At 46.6% G+C, this 21,767-nt stretch carries 16 protein-coding genes and 1 tRNA gene; 7 read left to right on the forward strand and 10 right to left on the reverse strand.

What is annotated here, in order from left to right:
- The first annotated feature begins 53 nt into the window (after positions 1-53).
- From GJS45_RS14020 to GJS45_RS14030, 3 genes are all read left to right on the forward strand, one after another.
- Positions 54-126, forward strand: a tRNA-Lys gene (locus GJS45_RS14020).
- 436 nt (positions 127-562) lie between these two features.
- Positions 563-2,620, forward strand: coding sequence for a PQQ-dependent dehydrogenase, methanol/ethanol family (locus GJS45_RS14025; protein WP_162342484.1), 2,058 nt, complete (start codon positions 563-565; stop codon positions 2,618-2,620).
- Positions 2,621-2,857: 237 nt separating this feature from the next.
- Entirely contained in the window at positions 2,858-3,358 is a 501-nt protein-coding gene (locus GJS45_RS14030) for a pyridoxamine 5'-phosphate oxidase family protein (protein ID WP_162342485.1), read from the forward strand.
- Between the two features lie 448 nt (positions 3,359-3,806).
- Here the strand turns inward: GJS45_RS14030 and GJS45_RS14035 are convergent, their stop codons facing one another.
- Positions 3,807-4,652: an OmpA/MotB family protein gene (locus GJS45_RS14035; RefSeq protein WP_162342486.1), complete on the reverse strand. Its 846-nt coding sequence runs from the start codon at positions 4,650-4,652 to the stop codon at positions 3,807-3,809.
- 192 nt (positions 4,653-4,844) lie between these two features.
- Between GJS45_RS14035 and GJS45_RS14040 the strand changes: the two genes are divergently transcribed.
- Both GJS45_RS14040 and GJS45_RS14045 read left to right on the forward strand, forming a co-directional pair.
- Positions 4,845-8,051, forward strand: a complete 3,207-nt coding sequence (locus GJS45_RS14040; RefSeq protein ID WP_162342487.1) for a DUF1553 domain-containing protein — start codon at positions 4,845-4,847, stop codon at positions 8,049-8,051.
- A 1-nt stretch (position 8,052) separates the two neighbouring features.
- On the forward strand, positions 8,053-9,540 hold the full coding sequence (locus tag GJS45_RS14045; RefSeq protein WP_162342488.1) for a DUF1501 domain-containing protein: 1,488 nt from the start codon (positions 8,053-8,055) through the stop codon (positions 9,538-9,540).
- A gap of 1 nt (position 9,541) precedes the next feature.
- On the opposite strand, the gene GJS45_RS14050 is transcribed toward GJS45_RS14045, so the two are convergent.
- The 7 genes from GJS45_RS14050 to GJS45_RS14080 form a co-directional block, all read right to left on the reverse strand.
- On the reverse strand, positions 9,542-10,018 hold the full coding sequence (locus GJS45_RS14050; RefSeq protein ID WP_162342489.1) for a Dps family protein: 477 nt from the start codon (positions 10,016-10,018) through the stop codon (positions 9,542-9,544).
- Positions 10,019-10,530: 512 nt separating this feature from the next.
- Complete coding sequence (locus GJS45_RS14055) at positions 10,531-11,832, reverse strand: DUF2254 domain-containing protein (RefSeq protein WP_162342490.1); 1,302 nt, start codon at positions 11,830-11,832, stop codon at positions 10,531-10,533.
- Between the two features lie 88 nt (positions 11,833-11,920).
- Positions 11,921-12,397, reverse strand: coding sequence for a DUF4199 domain-containing protein (locus tag GJS45_RS14060; protein WP_162342491.1), 477 nt, complete (start codon positions 12,395-12,397; stop codon positions 11,921-11,923).
- 10 nt (positions 12,398-12,407) lie between these two features.
- Positions 12,408-12,803, reverse strand: a complete 396-nt coding sequence (locus GJS45_RS14065) for a VOC family protein (protein ID WP_162342492.1) — start codon at positions 12,801-12,803, stop codon at positions 12,408-12,410.
- A gap of 71 nt (positions 12,804-12,874) precedes the next feature.
- On the reverse strand, positions 12,875-13,516 hold the full coding sequence (locus tag GJS45_RS14070; protein WP_162342493.1) for a Crp/Fnr family transcriptional regulator: 642 nt from the start codon (positions 13,514-13,516) through the stop codon (positions 12,875-12,877).
- 2 nt (positions 13,517-13,518) lie between these two features.
- A complete protein-coding gene (locus GJS45_RS14075; protein ID WP_162342494.1) occupies positions 13,519-14,577 on the reverse strand; it encodes a hemolysin family protein in 1,059 nt (352 codons plus the stop codon).
- Between the two features lie 92 nt (positions 14,578-14,669).
- Complete coding sequence (locus GJS45_RS14080; RefSeq protein WP_162342495.1) at positions 14,670-15,692, reverse strand: quinone oxidoreductase family protein; 1,023 nt, start codon at positions 15,690-15,692, stop codon at positions 14,670-14,672.
- A 204-nt stretch (positions 15,693-15,896) separates the two neighbouring features.
- Here GJS45_RS14080 and GJS45_RS14085 point away from each other — a divergent pair, with 204 nt between their 5' ends.
- On the forward strand, positions 15,897-17,114 hold the full coding sequence (locus GJS45_RS14085) for a DSD1 family PLP-dependent enzyme (protein ID WP_162342496.1): 1,218 nt from the start codon (positions 15,897-15,899) through the stop codon (positions 17,112-17,114).
- A gap of 80 nt (positions 17,115-17,194) precedes the next feature.
- Here the strand turns inward: GJS45_RS14085 and GJS45_RS14090 are convergent, their stop codons facing one another.
- Positions 17,195-18,388 (reverse strand): cation:proton antiporter, encoded by a 1,194-nt coding sequence (locus GJS45_RS14090; RefSeq protein WP_162342497.1) that lies wholly within the window; start codon positions 18,386-18,388, stop codon positions 17,195-17,197.
- Positions 18,389-18,561: 173 nt separating this feature from the next.
- Here GJS45_RS14090 and GJS45_RS14095 point away from each other — a divergent pair, with 173 nt between their 5' ends.
- Positions 18,562-20,880: a hypothetical protein gene (locus GJS45_RS14095; protein ID WP_235954763.1), complete on the forward strand. Its 2,319-nt coding sequence runs from the start codon at positions 18,562-18,564 to the stop codon at positions 20,878-20,880.
- A 318-nt stretch (positions 20,881-21,198) separates the two neighbouring features.
- Here the strand turns inward: GJS45_RS14095 and GJS45_RS14100 are convergent, their stop codons facing one another.
- The gene (locus GJS45_RS14100) at positions 21,199-21,759 is read right to left on the reverse strand and encodes a gluconate 2-dehydrogenase subunit 3 family protein (RefSeq protein ID WP_162342498.1); all 561 of its coding nucleotides are present in this window, start codon (positions 21,757-21,759) and stop codon (positions 21,199-21,201) included.
- Between the last annotated feature and the right edge of the window lie 8 nt (positions 21,760-21,767).

Consider the following 21,767-nt stretch of genomic DNA (forward strand, 5'->3'; position numbering starts at 1 on the left):
AAGTTTTCTTTTGAAATAATCCTGTAGTAAAATACAGGCACCTATCAGGTAATGATTCCGTAGCTCAGCTGGTAGAGCAATACACTTTTAATGTATGGGTCCTGGGTTCGAGCCCCAGCGGGATCACAAATAGTATAAAACTTGTCCTTTTGGGCAAGTTTTTCTTTTTTAGGTACTTATCGACCGGGGCGAGAAGTTTATCCCGAAGCAGGGCTGGCCTTCGGGCTGATTCGGGAAGCCCCAGCGGGAGGACAAGCCGTGTAGAAAATGTCCCTTTGGACATTTTTAGGCTTGGGCCAGGCTGCAGGGCGGGTCTTGTATCATATATCCCTCATTAGCCGGAGCAAGTTTTTTCTTATTTATGTACGTTGTTGGGGCGAGAAGTTTATCCCGAAGCAGGGCTGGCCCATAATTTTTTATAGTCCTATTCTTCTAAAGGCGGTTGATTATCGCATTATTTTTGTCTTAACACGTTGATTTTGTTATTATTAGAATAATGTTTATTTTTATTAATAAGTTAGTATCTGCCGTAGTAAAGTAAATAGACTTTAATTGAATTAGGATGAAAATTTATTTAGATAAACTCGGCTCGTTTCTGATAATTTTACTTTTTGCGAGTTGTTCTAACCAATCAGAAAATTTCGTCGAAATAAGTGATGACAGATTATTGAATGCTAATGATACACCTTCAGAGTGGTTAAGCTACGGAATGAATTATCAGGAGAACAGGCATAGTCCACTTCACCAAATCAATAAATCGACCATTGACAGATTGGGACTGGCATGGCATATTGACCTCGGGACCAAACGTGGAATTGAAGCAACCCCAATAGTGGCTAATGGTATCATGTATTTTACCAGCACCTGGAGTAAAGTGCATGCTGTAGACGTCAGAAAAGGGGAAGAGATATGGACTTATGACCCTGAGGTTCCCAGAGAATGGGGTGAAAAAGTATGCTGTGATGTGGTCAACCGGGGCGTGGCCATTTACCAAAACAAAATTTTTGTGGGGTCTCTAGACGGTAGGTTAATCGCCTTAAACGCAGAAACTGGGCAAAAAGAGTGGGAGGTAGTAACGGTTGACCAAAATAAACCTTATTCAATTACCGGTGCGCCAAGAGTGGTAAAGGGAAAGGTCATCATTTGCAACGGTGGTGCGGACCTGGGCGTAAGGGGATATTTGACAGCTTATGATGCAGAGACGGGCAAACAGGATTGGCGATTTTATTGTGTTCCCGGCAACCCTGATGAACCTTTTGAGTCAGAAGCAATGGCAATAGCCGCAAAGACCTGGACTGGGGAATGGTGGAAATATGGGGGTGGTGGCACTCCCTGGGATGCCATGGCATTTGACCCTGAATTAAACTTACTTTACGTAGGCACGGGTAATGGTGCACCCTGGAACAGAGATGTACGTAGTCCTGAGGGGGGAGATAATCTTTATTTATCTTCTATCGTGGCATTGAACCCTGATAGTGGAGCGTTGGTTTGGCATTATCAGACCACTCCCGGTGATTCCTGGGACTATACGGCCACTCAACATATCATATTGGCTGATATGGAAATAGAAGGGGTCGAACGGAAGGTGTTAATGCAGGCACCTAAGAATGGTTTTTTTTATGTGTTGGACAGGACCGATGGCAATTTTATTTCTGCCGAACCCTACGTTTACACGAATTGGGCCAGGGAAATTGATAAAGAAACAGGGCGCCCTGTAGAAACGGAATTTGCCCGATATCCCGATATGAATGCTCAGATTGCTCCAGCCGCCGGAGGAGGCCATAATTGGCAGCCCATGGCTTTTAATTCAAAAACCGGATTGGTTTATATTCCGGCAAGAGAAGAAGGAATGTTCTATGGGCAACCAAAAAACTTTGAATACCTAAATGATTCAAGAACCTGGAATACCGCATCGGGTTTTAACCCTGATAATAAAACCCATGAAGATTCATTGGCAGGCAGAAACTTTGGAAAGTTAATCGCCTGGAATCCTAAAACGCAAGAAGAAGTATGGAGCGTATGGCAAAAATCCTCCTGGAATGCAGGGGTTTTGACTACGGATGACCTGGTCTTTCAGGGAAATGCCGAGGGTGAGTTTTCGGCTTACGATGCTTTATCCGGAGAGAAAGTTTGGTCTTTTCCTTTAGAAACGGGGATTATCGCATCGCCAATAACCTATGAAGTGGATGAGGTACAATACATTTCTATTCTTGTGGGTTGGGGAGGGGTAATGGGAATATGGTCAAAATTTACAGAACAAATTAATCCGGGAACATTGTACACTTTTGCATTAGGGGGAAAGGAAGATCTACCTACCTATCCCAAAGCCCGGACAAAATCATTGGTCAATTTAGATTTTCAGGCTAGGGAAGAAGAAATCCAAAACGGCGAACAAATCTTTGGCAAATATTGCAGTAAATGTCATGGCGGAGGAATTATCCCTGACCTCACCTTTTCCCGGCCAGAAATCTTTGAATCCTTTCATCAAATTGTCGGAGAAGGAAGTTTACTGGGATTGGGTATGCCTAATTATGGAGATAAATTAAATGAAAATGATATCGATGATGTGAAAAATTATATTTTATCCCAGGCTAAATTGAAAAGAGAACAATTAAATTAGTTGAATCCTAGACGCTAACATTTTATATTATGATTATACACGACTGACGTTAATCAGTCCCGTTAGGAGTAATTTTTGTTTTCAGAAGTGTAATTGTATGTGAGAAATACCGGCTCTTGTTAGTTTTTGGAATGTCATTTGTTGTAGTTACGGTTCGGGAATACAGGCAAACTATTCTCCAAACATTAAATCAGCCTTTTAGTCTACTTATTAGAAATTTGAAAAAAAGCTAACGATATGTCAAGTCCAGAACACAAGGAATTAATTTGGAATCTAATAAAGGATATTAAAGTAGGAATGCTCGTCACGAAAGCTACCAAACAGGATGGAAGTATGCGAGCTCGTCCCATGAGCCTCGTGCAGGATGCATACGATGGCACCTTATTCTTTTATACGTCCAAAACTGATGCCAAGGCATTTGAGATTGCCCATAATACGGATATCTGTCTAACCTTCAGTAATCCGAAGGATAATGTGTACGTATCCTTAACAGGTAAGGCCATGATTTCGGAGGATCAGGAATTAATTGATAAATATTGGAATCCTTGGGTCGCCGCTTGGTTTGAAAACGGGAAAGATGATCCCGATCTGGCCATGCTGGAGGTTAAAATAAGTAAAGGAGAACATTGGGATTCAACAAATAATAAACTAGTCCAGATTTTTGAAATTGCTAAATCCAACCTGAAGGAGTCTGCTACGCCAGATCTTGGCGAAAGTAAAAAATTTGGGGTCGACTAATTCAACAATGCCTTTTATAGTCCATGAAGCCTCAAGGTTAAATCTTGGGGTTTTTTTGTTACCGAAAATGATACGGATGGCGAATCGTATGAATGGCAAGGGGCTCGTGGCGACAAATAGTTTGGCACTAGGTGCTATACCCTACCGAGTCAGACCGATTTCTGATATATATACTACGACAAGGCCTATAGGAGAGTCGTTCGGAATAGCAGGGCTGAAAATTCACCACCTGGGAGGTGCCAGAATGGAAGGATCTAATACATCCTAAATTGGGAAAAAACGTTGTATTGCCCGGTGAAACCAGATCAAAATCAGCCGCATCAGTGCTGTTTTCTTGTGGTTACACTCCATTGCGAATCCTTTTACATTCGGGTTAAAACGATTGGATATACTGAAAGTTACTGATGAAAAAAATAGCCCGGCCTTATGACCGGGCTATCGGTATGCCTTACATCAACGCAAAAAACTTGTCCAAATCCGGAATCAATATGATCCGGGTCCTGCGGTTTTTAGCCATATTTTCAGGGCTGTCATTTTCCACTACCGGGAAAAAACTGCTTCTTCCGGCTGCAATCAGCTGCTCGGGAGCTACGGCATGATCTTCCACGAGCTTTCTGACAATAGATGTTGCCCGTTTTACACTCAGATCCCAATTATCCTGAACGGTAGCAGTAGAAATTGACCTGGGGTCCGTATGACCCTCCACCATTACCTCCAGGCTGGGTTCCGAATTGATAACTGCGGATAGTCTCTCCAGCAATGGATTGGCTTCCTGATTTACCCTGTAACTTCCTGTGTTGAACAATAGCCGGTCAGAAACCGAAATCATGACGACCGTTTTGTCAATATCGATCACAATGTCCTCTTCCTGCTCGTTTCCTTTTCCACCGATAGCCGATAAAAGATTATGAGAAATGGCCAGGTTAACGGAGTCCTCAAGGGTTTTTGCCTGCGCCAATTTCTCCGTATCTATCTTGCTAATGGTGTTTTCCAATTGCTTTCTTAACTGGTCAGAGACCAGGATATCGCCACTTTGAGACATCATCCTGCCATTCTTTTCCAGTAATTGGTCATTATCACCCCTCAGAGAGTTTATTTTGGCATTGTACTCGGCTATCCTGCTTTGGATTTGGTTGAATTTGGCCTCAAGGACTTGTTTCTCAGTACTGGTTTGGGCCAATTCAGCCTGGGTGCGGTACAACTCCCCCTGCAGGGAAGTGTATTTCTTTTTGGACACGCAGGAAGCAAGGGTCCCCAGTATCATTAGTGTGATGATTAAATGTAGGTTTTTCATGGTAATTAATCGTTGGTTTTTTTGAAATAGCTCTGTTTCAAAAACAGGGCCAATTGTTAATTTCCCATCTTTACACCCGTCTATCTACGTCGTTCTTTCCATCAGAGGGCCTATTATTTTATGAAAATATGGGAACTGAGTAATAATTCGATTAGTTTTAACTTTATCATTTAACTTGTCCCATGTAAAATAATGATAGTTCGTTATTTATGGATAGTAAGTATCATCCTGGCCGTTTCCTGCAAGCCTAACCTGCCGGAGGAAATAGAAGTTGCCATGGAGGAATTGCCGGAGGAGTTGGATTTTAACATCCACGTAAAGCCGATTCTTTCGGATAATTGTTTTTCCTGCCACGGTCCGGATGAGGCTGCCAGAGAAGCCGGAGTCCGGCTGGATCTTCCAGAAGCGGCCTATGCTCCTTCCTCAGAAAGTGGCTTGATTCCCATCACACCGGGGAAGCCTGGAAAAAGCGAGGTTTTCCATCGCATCCTTTCTGAAGATCCAGACTACCTGATGCCCAGCCCTGAGTCCCACCTTAGCCTTAGCAACCGGGATAAGGCCGTCCTGATCAAGTGGATTGCTTCCGGTGCGGCCTATAAAAAACACTGGGCTTTCATTCCTCCCAAAGAGACATCTATACCCGAAGTAAAAATAGCAGGCTGGTCCGAACAGCCGATTGATCTTTTTGTAGGCCGGAAGTTGAATGAAAACGGATTGAAACCCAGTCCCAGGGCTTCCAAAGAACTGCTTCTGAGAAGGCTTAGCCTGGACCTGACCGGCTTGCCTCCTACCTTGGAGGAGTTGGATGCCTTCTTAGCTGACGAATCCGAAGATGCCTATGCCAAACAAGTGGACCGCTTGCTGGCCTCTCCTCATTATGGAGAACAAATGGCCATGCACTGGATGGATCTGGCCCGGTTTGCAGATACGCATGGCTATACAGTGGATCGGTTTCGGGACATGTCTCCCTGGAGGGATTGGGTGATTGAAGCATATAATCAGAACATGGGATACGATCAGTTCATCACCGAGCAACTTGCCGGTGACCTACTGCCCAACCCAACTAAAAAGCAACTGCTGGCTACGGCATTTAATCGCATTCATCCCCAAAACATGGAGGGCGGTATTGTACAGGAGGAGTTTAGGGTAGAATACGTTGCCGACCGTACCAATACCTTGGGAAAAGCCATTATGGCCCTAAGTCTGGAATGCGCCCGATGCCATGACCACAAGTACGATCCAATCAGCCAGAAAGAGTATTTTCAATTAAGCAGTTTTTTCAACCAAGTCGACGAGGCAGGACAGATCTCCTGGGACAATGCCATGCCCGTGCCCACCATGCTCTGGACGGATGACGAAAAGGATGCGCTCCTGAAAATGCTTAAATCGGAGATTTCGGAGGCGGAAGAGGCGCTAACCTCCATCAAAAATGCCGAAAAGGCAAATCTGGATGCCTGGATAAACGGTAAACGATACAAAGATACCCGCTTTTACCGTCCCGCTACTTCGTTGATGGCGCACTTTGATTTTAATAGTGTTCCTTTACGGGATAAGGTAAATCCCTCCCTTTCCGGCAGTATGGAAAGTATAGGGGAGAAAAGCAAACAACCGCCTTTGGTAGAGGGATTTCAGGGAAAAGCGGCTGCTTTAAATGGGGATGCCTGGCTTAAAATGGGTGGAGTAGGGAGTTTTTCCAAAGACCAACCTTTTAGTGTGGGCCTTTGGGTCACCATTCCGGAGAATCTGGAAAACGGGGCCATCTTTCATACAGGAGAGGGAGCGGTACTGTACAATCGAAGGGGATACCATTTGTACCTGAAAGATAATAAATTGGAAATGATTCTAGCCCACACGGCTCCATACAACGTCATCAGCAATATAACGCTGGAGGGTGTTCCGAGAGACCAATGGGTACACCTGTTGCTGACCTATGACGGCTCCTCCAAAGCGGCGGGAATAAAAACCTACCTGAATGGAAGCCTAATGGCCAGCAAAATGGTCAAGGATAACCTATATAAAGACATTTTATTTGACCGTGAAAACCAACCCGGAATTCAAATTGGTGCTGTTTGGAGAGGAAAGGGACTGAAAGGAGCCGCCGTCGACGAGCTGATGGTATTTGATAAGGAGTTGTCTTCGATGGAAATCATGCAGTGGCTGCAACCGGATCGCCTCGAAGCAATGCTTGAAAAAGCTCCGGAAGCGTTGAGTTTGGAGGAACGAAAGGCGCTTGAGACGTTTTACTGGCACAATCTTTCTACCACCTATCAAAGTCAGGTTAAAAAGTTAACGGCTGCGCGAAGGGAGCATTCTAAAACGGTAGAACCCATCCAGGAGGTCATGATCATGGATGAAATGGATCCTAAGCGGCCTACGTACCTGTTGGAGAGGGGCGAATACCATGCGCATGGAGAGGAAGTTCAGCCGGGGACTCCGGAAACCATCCTGCCCATGGCAGAAGCCTATGAGAAAAACAGGCTGGGACTGGCCAGGTGGCTCCTGGACGAGCGGCATCCCTTGACAGCCCGGGTGGCTGTAAATCGCCTTTGGCAACAGTTTTTTGGACGTGGCCTGGTAGCCACCGCCTCTGATTTTGGCAATCAGGGAGAAATGCCCAGCCACCCGGAATTGCTGGATTGGCTGGCGCTGACCTTCCGGGAATCCGGATGGGATGTCAAGGAATTGCAAAAAAAGATCTTGCTCTCCGAAACGTATAAACAAGCCTCGCTAAGTAGCCCGGAATTGCAGGAGAAAGACCCGGAGAATACCTTGCTGGCCCGTGGTCCATCGGGGCGGATGCCTGGAGAAATGATCCGGGACAATGCCCTCCTGGCCAGTGGCATGCTGGGCAAAACCATCGGCGGACCCAGCGTCAAACCCTACCAACCAGAGGGCTTGTGGTCGGTGAATGGCGGCCAATACACAGAGGATACAGGCGAAAACCTATTCCGACGGAGTCTCTATACCTTGTGGAAACGCTCGGTTCCACATCCCACCCTGCATATCTTTGATTCGCCGGAGCGATCGGAATCCACCATCCGGAGGCAGGAAACCAATACCCCGTTACAGGCACTGGTATTGATGAACGATCCCATCTACGTGGAAATTGCCAAGGTGCTGGGAGCCACTATTTCTCAGCATCAGGATACCGGGCAGGGCATTCAGGAAGCTTTTCGAAAACTTACGGGAAGAACGGCCCAAGACCGGGAAATAGAAGTGCTTTTGGCTTTAAGAGAAAATGAGCTCGATAAATTCAAAAGCTCACCCGAAAAAATGGAAGGCTGGCTAAGTGAAGGCTCCTATCCGGTTCAGGAAAAACCCGACCGGCTGGATTGGGCGGCCAATACGGTAGTAGCCAGTGCCATTCTCAATTCGGATGCTACCATAACCAAAAGATAACATGTGTCATCACCATAAACAACATCGCTTTCAAGGTATCTCAGAACTCCATGAACTGGAAAAGAAAATGGACCGTAGGGATTTTCTCTCCCGTACTGCTATGGGCATGGGGGCTTTGGCTCTGGGTTCTCTTTTTTCCCAGGAAGGATTGATGGCGAAAGGCTTGTCTCCGGCAGGAGGGCTTCCCGGACTTCCTCATCACCCGCCAAAAGCCAAGCGCGTTATTTACCTGTTTCAAAGTGGAGGTCCCTCCCAACTGGATCTGTACGATTACAAACCCAAGCTGCAGAGTATGCAGGGACAGGACCTGCCTGCCTCCATTCGTGGTGAGCAGCGATTGACAGGTATGAGTGCCAATCAGAGCATTTTTCCCGTGGCACAATCAGCCTTTGAATTCAAGCAATACGGAAAAAGCAGGACCTGGGTAAGCGAACTCATGCCCTATACAGCAGAAGTGGTGGATGAGCTCTGCTTTATCAAATCCATGATCACCGAACAGATCAATCACGACCCGGCGATTACCTTTATGCAGTCCGGACATCAATTACCCGGCCGGCCTTCCATGGGGGCCTGGATGTCCTACGGCCTGGGTTCGGAAAATCAAAATTTGCCCGGTTTCGTTGTGCTGGTGTCCAAAAATGCCGTCCGGGACCAACCCCTGTATGCGCGGCTTTGGGGTAACGGCTTTTTACCCTCACAGCATCAGGGCGTGCAATTTCGCTCCGGAAAAGATCCGGTTTTATACCTGAGCAATCCTGAAAACTACGAAGGCCAGGACCGAAAGGAAATGCTGGATTATCTCAAGGAGCTCAATGGCTTGCAATACGATACCTATGGCGATCCGGAAATCAATGCGCGCATCTCTCAATATGAAATGGCCTTTCGCATGCAAAGTTCTGTTCCCGAGGTAAGTGACATGTCTGACGAGCCGGATTGGGTTTTTGACCTGTACGGAGAGGATAGCCGGGATCCGGGGACCTATGCGGCCAACTGTCTGCTCGCCCGAAAGCTTATTGAAAAAGACGTACGATTTGTCCAACTATACCATCAGGGTTGGGATCAGCACGGAAATTTGCCCGGCGGAATCCGCAACCAGTGCGCAAAGACCGATCAGGCCACCGCTGCATTGATTAAGGATTTAAAGCAGAGGGGACTACTGGAGGATACCCTGGTCGTTTGGGGCGGAGAGTTTGGAAGAACGGTTTACAGTCAGGGGACGCTCACCGAGGATAATTACGGCAGGGATCACCACCCCCGCTGTTTTACCATGTGGATGGCAGGAGCAGGAGTGAAACCCGGCTTTTCTTATGGCGTTACGGATGATTTTGGCTACAACGTGGTTCAGGATCCGGTGCATGTGCATGACTTTCATGCCAGTCTCATGCACCTGTTCGGCGTCGACCACGAGCAATTGATTTTTAAACACCAGGGAAGACGCTTCCGGCTCACCGATGTGGCCGGAAACGTGATGCATGACTTATTTACCTGATCTACTTCTTCAAAAAGGCGGAATACATCCAAACCAGTTTTTCCTGCTCCCGGATATAGTCGCTCATCAGCGCATTGGTACCTTCATCTCCTATTTCACCGGACAGGTCCAATAATTCCCGCTGAAGGGTAAGAATACTTTTTAAGGAAGAAAGGATATTGTCAACTGCTTTCATGCCATCATTTACTTCCTGGCTTTCCATGATGGCTGAGGTATCCTGGTATTTGGAATACCGGTGTTGGGGAGCATGTCCCAGCGTCAGAATCCGTTCGGCGATATCGTCAATCTTTACCTGCAGGTCGGTATACAACTCTTCGAATTTTAGGTGAAGTTCAAAGAACTTATCCCCTTTGATGTTCCAGTGGTAACCCCGGGTGTTCTGGTAGAAGATGGAATAATTGGCCAGTAAAACGTTTAACTTATGGGCCAACTCTTCCGAGCGCTTGATGTCCAGGCCGATTGCGTTTAAATTTTCCATGTTTTGATCGAATATTAGGTTGATGATTATTCTCTTTTTAGCTGTTGTTAAATTTAACTTATTTCATCCAGACTATAGTCCCAAAGAAAAATAAATGCGGGTGTTTTTGTTCTTCGCTGGCCCTATTTTTGGGCTGCCGGGCAGTCAAGCACTAGATCCATTCAAGGGTGAAAGTAGTGCCTACCGTCCTTTGCCACTGATTAAACCATAGCGGGTATAAATGGTTCCGATATTTTTTTAGGAGTGAAGCAGAAAAAAGCCAGTTAGGATTCATCAACCAACGTTTGTTGTTGGCGGATTATCGGAAAAACCTGACAGCTTTGTGAATGATGGATAGTATTAAAATCGATAGCTCAGTTCAGGTCCCCAAAAGCTGCTGCGCATGCGAAAGTGTTGATCCAAAAAGAGACCGGCCTCCAGGCCGAGGTGCCAGCGACTACCCAAGGCCTTGCGCACCGCAATTTGACCGGGAAAAATAAGTCCTACCTGGTATTGTTCTACCAGGTTAAATCCTAGGATATTTTTTGATACCGTTTTTCCAAGTCTTTGAGGTCCCTTTCTTCATCAAAATATTTTTTGCCCTGATTCCAGATCATCTCTGCATGTTTTTTTATCGGCTGCTTTTGTTCTGGTGTCTCCGCAAACTTACTGAGGGTTACCATGGCCTCCATTAGCCGGATGATTACTGCGGGACTGTCTTTGGCATACTGCCGAATGGCGTTGAAGGCGGCATCCACCATGCCTTCGAAGGTAAGGATGTCGGCTTGAATTCTCAAGGTTCCTTCTTTGTCCAGGCGATACGCAGTGGGAAACTTGACCCGGGTCAGGTAGGCCAGGCTGCTAATGAGGTTATCGATACAGGAGATGGCGGTATAGGGATCGTTTATGCCGGGGGAGAGTGCTCTTGCTGCAATCTCGACCATTTGGTGAATGGCATGTTCAGCATCTTGCTGCGGGGTTCTTGTTTTTCCACCCAGAAAATGCTGACGCAGTTGGCCCATTGCGCCTTTGTCGAGGTTTTTATTTGAGTATACCTTCGCCAGTTCGAGGCCTTTTACCAAATAACTCCCGGGGCGGTGAAATAGCTCTATGAAAACCTCCTGCTTACTGGCTTCCTCCATCAGTTTATCACTGTCAATGTATTGGAGGTACCCATCAAAGCCACATTCCAGCACCTGAGAGGTGGCATAGTTACTTTTTTCCTTTTCAGGGTTGAGTAAATGTTGATCCGGCTCATTACCCATTTCCTGAGGAAACAAGTGCGTCAGGTTACGAAAGAGTTTTGTGGAGATGTTTCCGATGATATAATCTGCCTGTATGCTGGTCGCCACATGGTGAATAAATACAATAAGTAAAACAATATTGGCGATCGCCATCATCAAGGCAAACGCAACTGAAAACAGAGGGATAAACTGCATGTCTCCCGTATCTTTAACGGTGTTCAAAACAATCAAACAGTAAATAAACAGCGAAACGTAGGTTCCCAGGACGGTTTGATTAATCCGATCATACATGAAATTTTTCACCAGTCGGGGGCCAAACTGGCTGCTGGCCAAGGTAAGGGCGACGAGCGTAATCGAAAAAACCGTACCCGCCACACCGATCATGGCTGCTGCGATGGTCGTCAGGATGTTTTTAGCAGCGTCGGGACTTCCCGGAAAAAAAAATTCCACTCCACCACTTGGATCAAATCCGGAGTAACTGTCTACATATACCAGCGATACAGCCAAAACGATCCCGATAAAAATAATAAAAACGGGAATAAACCAAAAAGTAGATGTAAGTTCAGACCACCAAAACAATAATTTTTTCATGCGTTGAAAGGGAATTTCTTGAGGGAAGTTACCCAAAATACAAGAAATACCTATCCTGGGAAGTAAATTTTAGCCGGAACAGGTGTGATTATTTTTTCCTGGTAAAAATTGCTACAATAGCAGAGGTAAGTATGCCCATTATCGGAGCACCCACGATGCTCTGTATCATGTAATTTCCTTGGGAAAAGTAACCTTCTGCGGCTTCCTGATCCATCTTCCCAGCCTCAACGGCATAGATTCTGGCATTTTCAAGAAAATCGGGTGTAATAAAAGCCAGGGTGAGCCACATGGTGAGTGGTGTTAAAAGGGTAATTACCCCGGTAATGATGAGCCCGGTTATGAAACCTTGCCCATAGGTCATCTTACCCCCGTAGAACTTTTTTCTTTTCTCCAAAAGCCCCAACACGTAAATGGCAATTGAAGGTATCGCAACAAAATTGGTATAGGTAGCGTGCTGATCAATGTGGGCATCATGAAGGCCTGTGATGCGCTCCAATATCATCCAAATAAGACTCATTAGTGCAAAAATGAATCCCCACTTAATTTCAATGCGGTATTTTTTCATTGGTTTTGGGTTAATTCGTTGAGTGAAGGCCAAATGCATTGCCCTCCGTATCCATGCAGATGGAGCAGTATCCATGTTCCCCTATGGAAAATTTCGCTTGTAGTACCTTGCCACCGGCCCCAGGAACTCTTTTTTCTTCTATGGAGCAATCCTCGCAGGTAAAATACACCAGGGTACCGCCTGCCCCTGGTTGCATATCGGATGATTTTACCAGGGCTCCGCTGGCGTTGGTAGTACCCTCTACCCATGGAAAGGCCACCATTTGCATGTCGCCAGCTTCCACTCCTTCCGGCATCGGCATCTCGGATAAGGTTTCACCCAAAACGGAAGTATAAAATTTCTTGGCTCGTTCCATGTTTTCCACATAGATCTCAAACCAGTTTACGGGATTCGTATTTCTAGCCATGGTTGTTATAATTTTAGTTTCAGGCAAAATAAGATATTGCAGGTAAAAAGTACTTGCCCTATGTCAAGAAATCAATTACCCCTGGCAATTTCTTTTCGAATCCGGCTTAAGGAGGTGTCGGTAACTCCCAGAAAAGAAGCGATGTATTTTAGCGGAACCTGTTGAAGGAGTTCGGGCTGCTCCCGCTGCAGGCGCAAGTACCGGTCTTTGGCCGTTTCGGTGATCATCCGCAATGCCCGTAATTTATACATCAACAAGGCTTGTGACATCCATTCCCTGCCCCAAGAGGCAAAGGCGGGAATTTGATTGAATAATTTATGAAAGCTGATAAGCGGAATTTTCCATACCTGGCAATCGCTGAGGGTTTGAAAATTTTCTTTGGTGGGTACGCCTAGAAAAAGGGAGGCTACTTCGATGGCAATTTGTCCCCGGCAGGTAAATCCGGTGGTAATATCTTTACCTGAAGGATTGGTAGCAAAGGAACGAACGATTCCGGAACCGATGCAATAATAGGCATTGGCATGCTGCCCCTCCTGCAATAACATGGTCCCCCTGGATAGCTGCTGATATTCATGGGCCCGGGCAATTTGCTCCAGGTCGCCCGGACCCAATTCGGGATGGTGGTAAAAATCCTGCACTGAGCATACCGGGCTTTGCACATCAGAATGGTAGGTTCCGGCCTTTTCTGAATGAAGTTGAGCACTTGTTCCCATTTCTAATCGATGTTTTCACCTGAAGGAAACAAACCCATTTTCAGTGCCCGCTCCTTCCACTGATTTCTGGCAAGTTCCTGCATGTCCATGACACCATCCGTTTCATCTTGAATCTCCAATCCCAGAAGCGTTTCCAGGATATCCTCCATGGTCACAATCCCTGCCAGCCCCCCATACCGGTCGGTAACCATGGCCAGATGGTCTCTGGTTTGCATCAGCATTTCCAATACCTCCGGAATCGGATCGCTTATATGTACCACCGGAATTTTTCTTTTCAAATCCTTAAGTACATAGCCAAACTGGTCCTGAGCCAATTTTTCCAGTACATCATACTTCAAAATGTAGCCGGTGACCTGATCGATCGTATTATCATAAATGGGGATCCTGGAAAATTTTTTAATGTTGGAATGCAGCAAAAAATCCTTCAAGCTCATGTTTTCTTCCAGCGCTACCGTTACTGTCCTTGGTGTCATCACATGATCTACCAAAATGGATTGGAATCGGATCAGGTTGTAGATGATTTTGGACTCTTTTTCTTCAAGCACCCCATCCCGGGTGGCCATGTTGGTCAAGGCGGTCACTTCTTCACGGGTGGTTTTGTGGGAGCCTTCATTCTTAAAAAACCGTGTCAACCACTCCGAAACCTTTACCAGTGGGTAGATAGACAGGATCATAAAATTAAGCACCTTTCCCATCACAGGAGCCAGTTGTTTCCAATAGGTAGCTCCCAGTGATTTAGGGAAAATTTCAGAAAACACCAGGATTGCCAGCGTTAATAGGGCGGAAATAAGTCCAAAGTACGCTTCCCCAAAAAGCTTAGTCGCCTGAGCACCTACGCCAGCTGCTCCGACCGTGTGTGCGATGGTGTTGTAACTCAAGATGGCGGAAAGCGGCCGGTCTACATTTGATTTTAATTTCTCCAATTCCTTACCATATCGCTTACCAGACTGTTTCAGGGATTCGATATACGTGGGCGTAATACTCAAAAGGGCCGCTTCCAGGGCAGAACACACAAATGATACGCCGATGGCCAGAAATAAATAAATAAATAATAGTAACATCTATATAAGTTGGTTCTTGTTAATCGCTAAAGACCACTGAACCGGCAAAACCAGATCCTAGCAATGCCGAGTGGAGTGTAAAGGTATCGATTTTACCAGTAGACATACACCTTTCCCGTACTTTCCCCGGATTCAAGCAACTGATGAGCTGCTGCAATATCTTTTACCGGAAAAGAAGCCCCTACCTGCGGACGGATTTTCTTTTTCTCCCATAAAGAGACCAGCGCATGTAAACAGTGCCCGATGACTTCTACCTGATGATCGGCTACTCGTAGCATGTTGACCCCGATGAGACCTTGTGCTTTCATCATCATAAATAGCGGGCTTACAAAACCGGTCTTCATTAAAAAGGCAATGTCGTTTAGCAAATGACCTTTTTGGCCACTTCTAGCCGAACCTCCAAAACAAAATATGCGGCCGCCATGAGCCAGAAGCTTCAGGTCTCTTTTAAAACTTTTTCCCGCTACCGTATTGAAAATGAGGTTCATTTTACGCTTACCAAATTCTTTTTCGATTGCCTCCACATAATTCACTTCCCGATAGTTAATAGGAAAATCAACTCCCATTTTTCGCAGATAATCCACTTTGCGCGATGAACTGCACAATCCCACCACTATAACGCCCTGTAGCTGGCATAATTGGGTAAGTGCCGTTCCAACACCTCCGGCACAGGCATGAACCAGTGCAATTTCTCCTTGATGCAAGCGACTCAGGTAATTGGTCATATAATACGCCGTACTGTACTGGGTCGCCAGGGCGCAAGCTTCGCCTCCTGCCATTTCCTCCGGAATCTGAGCAAGCGCCCGATAATCCGCTAGCGCAAAATCGGCATAGCCTCCAAAACGGGTAAAGGCAACCACCCGTCTACCCTTAATTTCTTCCGGCACTCGGGCACCCTTATCCACTACCTGGCCCACTACTTCGTATCCCGGCACAAAGGGAATGTTGGGAGCCTCCTTATAGAGACCGTTTCGCGCCATCACATCTGCATAATTCAGGCCAAAACCTTCCACTTTCACTACTACCTGAAATTCCTGGGGTTTGAGTTCCGGTCCGTCCTGAAGGCGGAAAGCCTCTTCGGCCGCTCCATATTGAATAATGGCTAGTTGTCGCATAAAAAAAACGGGTAAAACCAGTCTCAATATAGCGTATTTTTAGACAAGAGTAAATAGTATGCGTGGCTAGCACCGAAATGGCAGCTACCAAACCACCCGGATTGTTTCTTTTACGTTACAGTCTCCTTGATGAGAAATCGGAATTTAAGGTGTACCATTCGGCAATATTCCGTATTTTTAGAAAACTCTTAAACCACTGATACCATGCATCGATTTAACCGCAGAAAATTTCTACACCTCACCGGAATGGCAGGCACAAGCTTGTTTTTGCCTGGGAAAAGTATTGCCAACCCTGCTCTTACCATGGAATCCGATGAAATCGGCCTTTCCAAATGGGAATTGGAGACACCTTCTTTATGTCTGGAATTGGAGGTAATGGAATCCAACTTAAAAAAAGTCCATCAAAAGCTTCAGGGATCGGGGATCGGCGTGCGGCCGCATATCAAGACCCACAAAACCCCCGCTCTGGCCCGTATGCAAATGGAAGCGGGGGCTGTGGGAGTTTGTGCAGCGAAGTTGTCAGAATCGGAAGCCATGTTGGAAAACGGAATCCCGGATGTACTGATGACAGGAGTAAACGTGAGCCCAGGTAAAATTAAAAAAGCCATGCAATTGAGGAAAAAGTACCCCGGATTTATACAGGCAGTGGACAATCCTCAAAATGCTGCTGACCTTCAGGAGGCCGCCAGGGCAGCAGGGATTATTGCCGAAGTGGTCGTCGATCTGGATGTGATCAACCGGTCCGGGGTACCCACAGGAAAACCTGCCCTGGCCCTGGCTCAGCAGGTAGATCGTTCGCCCAACCTCCGTTTTATGGGAATCCTGGCATATGATGGTGGTGCCCAGCATGTCAAAGGGTATGCTCCCCGAAAAGCCCGGACGGACCGCACCTTTGAGCCGGTGGTGGAAACCTACGAGAACCTGGTGAAATCAGGCCTTAATGTGGAGATTTTCAGCGGTGCTGGTACAGGAACGTACAACATGATGGGGGATGTACCGGGGTTTACGGACGTACAGGTAGGCAGTTATTTATTTATGGACGCCCAGTATATGGCGATTGGAAGTGATCAAAATGATGCGCTATACGATGATTTTGATCCCTCGCTGACGGTCATGACCACCGTGATCAATACCAATCACCCCCATCGCTTAGTCACCGATTCGGGTGCCAAAGCGTTCACAATCAATAAACCTAGCGGAATCGTCATCGGAGAGCCGGATTTTACCTACAATGCCGGCTCAGATGAATACGGTACCGTTACGTATTCCCAGGCCAACCGGGTGTATCGGGTGGGGGATAGACTAGAGGTGATCGTCCCTCATTGCGACCCGGTCGTTAATCTGTATGATCGGATTTATGGAATTCGTAGAGGGAAAGTGGAAGTCATCCTACCGGTATTGGCCAGAGGAATGTCACGGTAGCGGCTGCGGTTCCTATTTTCTCCGATCGTTTCTTATTTTGAAATAATAGCCCTTTTGTTTTAGCCTACCAGAGCCTCTGGTCAGGCGGTTTTTTGTTTCACTTCTTCGTCTTTGGGCTTCGAGGCGGTCCACATACCCAGCATCATGGCCAGAGACGTAAGAATGATCACCTGAATGATCAGGGAATCATTGGCAACGCTCAGACCAAGACTTGCCGGTATACTCAGGTAGAGCAAAATGGTTACCAGCCCCCTGGGAGCGATGAAAACCAGCGGAAGCAGGTTTATCTTAAACAAGCGCAATACCACTGCCCGAATTAAGAACAAGGCCACCGTGATGGATACGGACCAGATCAGGGTTTCGGTATTGATCAATTCCCTGGTATTAATCAGAAAGCCAAATACAAGGAAAAACAAGGTCCGTATCAGAAAGGTAAGTTCCAGGGTTAGTTCCTTAAATTTCTTAATTTCTTTTTTAAAACTTTTGGTATGCAGGTTTTTTATCACTGACTGGTGCCGGAGTTGGTCCAGATTCCCGATAAATAAGCCAAATAACAAGATAAAGATTAGCGCCGGTAGGTGGTAGAGTTCGGAAATGGCAAAAATCAAGACAATTACCAGAATAATGGGAGCAAATTTGACAGGGTGTTTTATCTTGCTGAGTAGAAAAGCCAGGATAATGCTGGCGAAGAAGGTAATGATCAGGATCATTACGATTTCTCCCAGAAAGTATCCAACGGAAGCAGCGCCAATCTTTTCATTTTCCAATAGAAAATTAAAAAAAATAACCCCAAAAATATCAGAAAGGCTGCTTTCGTAGGTAACGAATTCCTTGTTTTTTGCCAAAAGGTTACTGACAGAAGGGATGGCAATGGCACTGCTAATAATTCCAAAAGGAATGGCATTGAGCAGGGCCGTTTTGAAGTTGACATCTGCAAATTGTACGAAAGCAAATGCCAAAAGAAAGCTAAAGACCAATACGGGAATAATTGCGATCAGCACCGTACGACCTACAAAAGAGACCTTGGACTGGTCAAAATCCAGTTCCAGGGCTCCTTCTAAAACGATCAGTATTAGGCCAAGGGTCCCTAAAAAGGGCAAGACAGTAGAAAGGTCTGGAATCTCGAGCCAAAAGATCTCGGCTAGCTGATTCACTGCCCATCCCAGCGCAAATAGCAAAATAACCGGCGGGATTTTTGTTTTTGACGAGGTGATGTCAAAAAAATAGGCCGAAAGCATTAACACACACAAGGCAATAATAATGGGTAGGGTCATAGATCCTTAATTTGTTTCAATAATGTGGTTGTATTGCTAAATTCACAAAAGTACGGAAAGATTTCCGGCCTTGTATTTCTAAAAATACGATAAACTATGGCAAACAAAAAACGGGGCTTTTTCCCATGGTAGATTTTTGGTTACTTTGGAGCACGTTAAACTCCCTGTTTCCCATGAAACGTTTGCTAGGCCTTTGCATGATTGGCTATTTTCTGAGCATGCCCTTCTTGGCGCCCGCCCAGGACATGCTGCCGCGGGGCAGCCATCCACCGGCCCTCACTTTTGACCATTTTCCTAATCGGCTGTTTGCCTTTGTTTGGCGAAATTGGAACCTGATTGGGATTGAAAAAATGGCCTCCTTGCTAGAATGTGAGCCCTGGCAAGTTCGGGACATGGCCCAGGCTATGGGATTGGAGGAGGCCAGTCCGCTTTTCCCTGATTACACAAAACAACTCTACATTACGCTGCTACGCAGGAACTGGCATTTGCTACCTTATGATCAGCTAATGGAGCTGACCGGGATGTCTGAAAAAGAAATGGAGTTTGCCCTGAAGGAAGATGATTTCCTATTTCATAAATTCGGAAGGCTAAAGCCCCGGGTGGAGCGACTGAGTTATTCCATGCCTTCAGCTTCCGAATGGGAAAAAGCGGCGGCCATTTATGCCATTGTGGATGCCCACCTTACCGAGCCCCTTCCCGAAGATCCCCGCTTTTCTTTTATCGATCAGCTGGCCAAAATGGACAATAGCGATGCACCGGAAAACAAAATAAATCCTGAAACGAAAGGTCTGAGATTCATTTATTCCTATTTCGGCGTATTTGGTGATCCCCTACTGGACCCGGAAAGCGACCCTTTTCCGGATGGCCTGCTGCAAAAGCTGGCAGAAAGAGGCGTTAACGGAGTCTGGATGCACGTGGTCTTAAATCAACTGGCTCCTGAAGGAAAGCTTTTTCCGGAATTTGGGGATCAATCCGCTACCCGTCTGAAAAATCTTCGGAGGATTGCCCAGCGTGCCCAAGAATATGGTATTTCCATTTATCTCTATATCAACGAGCCGAGAGCCATGCCTGCCCGGTTTTTTGCCTCCCGGCCCGAAATGGCGGGGATAAGCAAACAGGGACTGACCACCCTTTGTACCAGCAACGAGCAAGTGCGGGATTGGATCAGTCATTCTTTAACCCATGTGTTTGAGCAGGTTCCGGAATTAGGAGGTGTATTTACCATCACTGCCTCGGAGAACCTCACCAATTGCGCCTCACATGGGGGAAGGGCTACCTGTCCGCGCTGTAGCAAGCGGCCCTATGCTGACATCATTGCCGAGGTAAACCAGGTCATCGCCGAAGGGGTACATCGCGCCAAACCGGAGGCCCGTGTCATAGCTTGGGACTGGGGTTGGCATGGCCATGGACCTGCTCTGGATGTGATTGAAAAACTACCGGCGGAAGTGGCGCTTATGTCTGTCAGCGAATGGGGGCTTCCTATCCAAAGAGGTGGCATTTCCACGCAGGTTTCGGAATACTCCATTTCTGCTGTAGGACCCGGGCCCCGGGCGAGCAGCCATTGGGCGGCAGCAAAAAAGCGCGGGCTAAAAACGGTGGCCAAAGTGCAGTTTAACAATACCTGGGAATTGTCTGCTTTGCCCTGGTTGCCGGTCATGGACCTGGTGGCCAGACATGCCGCTAATCTGGTCAAAGCCGGACTCGATGGGTACATGTTGAGTTGGACGCTGGGTTCTTATCCTTCGCCGAATCTGGAAATCGCCCATAAATTTTCATTAAATGCCCATGCCACGGTAGAGCAGGTTTTGGACGAACTGGCCTGGGAAAGGTATGGTCGGCAGGCGGTCCCCTATATCCGGCAGGCCTGGACGGCGTTTAGCGAAGCCTTTCAGGAATTCCCTTATCACCAACAAGTGGCCTATTTAGCCCCCCAGCAATATGGTCCCTCTAATTTATTGTACCTGAAGCCCACCGGGTATGCTGCCAGTATGGTGGGTTTTCCCTACGATGACCTGGCGGGCTGGTCCGGACCTTACCCGGAGGAGGTATTGGTTCGTCAGTTTGAAAAAGTGGCTTTGGGGTGGAAAAAGGGCCTGAATCTATTTCAACAAGCCCTGCATATACCCGGAGTCGGAACGCAGCACGCCCAGATTGCCGAGGATTTGATCCTTGCCAAGGCGGCCTACCTGCATTTTCTTTCGGTGGCCCAACAAGGCCGTTTCATCCTTTTCAGAGAGCAGTGGCTCCAAAATCCCGACCCTTTTGTGTACAGACAACTCCGAACCTTATTGGAGATGGAAATCCACAGTGCCGTGCAACTGCATGCCCTGGCCCGGGCGGATTCCAGAATAGGATTTGAGGCTTCCAATCAGTATTACTACCTGCCCCAGGACCTGCTGGAAAAAATCATCAACTGCGAACACCTGCTAGGAGAACTGGCCCAACAGGCGGAAGAAAAGCTTGGTGAGCATGGAGCCACTATGGAGCCGTAAGAGCCATTTATGAGCTGCTTCTCAAAACGATTTTTAGCCTATCTGGATGAATGGTGGTGATCGGTTTTACAAATGATATCGGTCAATTTGAAAGGAATGAGATAAATCAATATTGATTCAAATAATCATGGTATTGTTTTTCATTTTCAAAATGGAGCCATTTCACAAATCTGAAATCAGATCGTTTGTTGGTCCCGGATGACTTTTGTACCAAGTCTAAGCTATCATTGACCTAGCGATTGTGGTTAATAAAGGAAACAAAAAAAGCCCGTCAGTACGACGGGCCTTTAAGTATTAAATCCTTTCCATCAGGTCAAATCAAATAGCCCATGCTTTATCTCCCTTCTTATATTCCATACAAGGGTCGTACCGGCCGGGAGTCTCCATATAGCGCAGGGCCTGAGTGGCACCCACTTCTGAGGTGAAATATCCCAGTAAGGTCAGGTCTTTGATCATAAGAATATAATTAGAGCCTGTGTTTTCTTCGGAATTTTGCTGCATTGCCTCCTTGTTAAGCTTATTTAAGAAAGCAGTCCTTTCGGCTACCTCGGCATCCATAAAGGCTGTTCCGGTTTCTGATTTGAAATCGCTTTTCAAGCTGTTCAGGCCATTGATAAAGGACTTTTGCTGTTCTTCCGTATAGGTATCCTTGACCATCATGGCCATAAAGGAGCCGATACCCGCTGCTTTGGCACCCGGCGTATCCGTCTCCGGAATGATTGCTTCTCCGATTTCATCCATGTATGCGAGTTCTTCTTCGGAAAAATCCAGTCCTTCTATTTGTTTTTCGGGGGCGCATCCGGTCAGGATGACGTTAGCCCCGACCATGGTGCCGCCCATCATGAGCACCACACTTTTCAGGGCTTCTCTTCTATTCATTACAGTCA

Origin of the sequence: Cyclobacterium salsum, assembly GCF_010119245.1 — a bacterium.
Lineage (GTDB): Bacteria > Bacteroidota > Bacteroidia > Cytophagales > Cyclobacteriaceae > Cyclobacterium > Cyclobacterium salsum.

Excerpts from the sequence above, each read along its gene's own strand:
- GJS45_RS14075 (WP_162342494.1), bottom strand. The coding sequence starts at position 14,577 with ATGTTACTATTATTTATTTATTTATTTCTGGCCATCGGCGTATCATTT.
- GJS45_RS14070 (WP_162342493.1), bottom strand. The coding sequence starts at position 13,516 with ATGGGAACAAGTGCTCAACTTCATTCAGAAAAGGCCGGAACCTACCAT.
- GJS45_RS14030 (WP_162342485.1), top strand. The coding sequence starts at position 2,858 with ATGTCAAGTCCAGAACACAAGGAATTAATTTGGAATCTAATAAAGGAT.
- GJS45_RS14090 (WP_162342497.1), bottom strand. The coding sequence starts at position 18,388 with ATGACCCTACCCATTATTATTGCCTTGTGTGTGTTAATGCTTTCGGCC.
- GJS45_RS14035 (WP_162342486.1), bottom strand. The coding sequence starts at position 4,652 with ATGAAAAACCTACATTTAATCATCACACTAATGATACTGGGGACCCTT.
- GJS45_RS14050 (WP_162342489.1), bottom strand. The coding sequence starts at position 10,018 with ATGGAAAATTTAAACGCAATCGGCCTGGACATCAAGCGCTCGGAAGAG.
- GJS45_RS14025 (WP_162342484.1), top strand. The coding sequence starts at position 563 with ATGAAAATTTATTTAGATAAACTCGGCTCGTTTCTGATAATTTTACTT.
- GJS45_RS14095 (WP_235954763.1), top strand. The coding sequence starts at position 18,562 with ATGAAACGTTTGCTAGGCCTTTGCATGATTGGCTATTTTCTGAGCATG.
- GJS45_RS14065 (WP_162342492.1), bottom strand. The coding sequence starts at position 12,803 with ATGGCTAGAAATACGAATCCCGTAAACTGGTTTGAGATCTATGTGGAA.
- GJS45_RS14045 (WP_162342488.1), top strand. The coding sequence starts at position 8,053 with ATGTGTCATCACCATAAACAACATCGCTTTCAAGGTATCTCAGAACTC.
- GJS45_RS14080 (WP_162342495.1), bottom strand. The coding sequence starts at position 15,692 with ATGCGACAACTAGCCATTATTCAATATGGAGCGGCCGAAGAGGCTTTC.
- GJS45_RS14055 (WP_162342490.1), bottom strand. The coding sequence starts at position 11,832 with ATGAAAAAATTATTGTTTTGGTGGTCTGAACTTACATCTACTTTTTGG.
- GJS45_RS14100 (WP_162342498.1), bottom strand. The coding sequence starts at position 21,759 with ATGAATAGAAGAGAAGCCCTGAAAAGTGTGGTGCTCATGATGGGCGGC.
- GJS45_RS14085 (WP_162342496.1), top strand. The coding sequence starts at position 15,897 with ATGCATCGATTTAACCGCAGAAAATTTCTACACCTCACCGGAATGGCA.
- GJS45_RS14060 (WP_162342491.1), bottom strand. The coding sequence starts at position 12,397 with ATGAAAAAATACCGCATTGAAATTAAGTGGGGATTCATTTTTGCACTA.
- GJS45_RS14040 (WP_162342487.1), top strand. The coding sequence starts at position 4,845 with ATGATAGTTCGTTATTTATGGATAGTAAGTATCATCCTGGCCGTTTCC.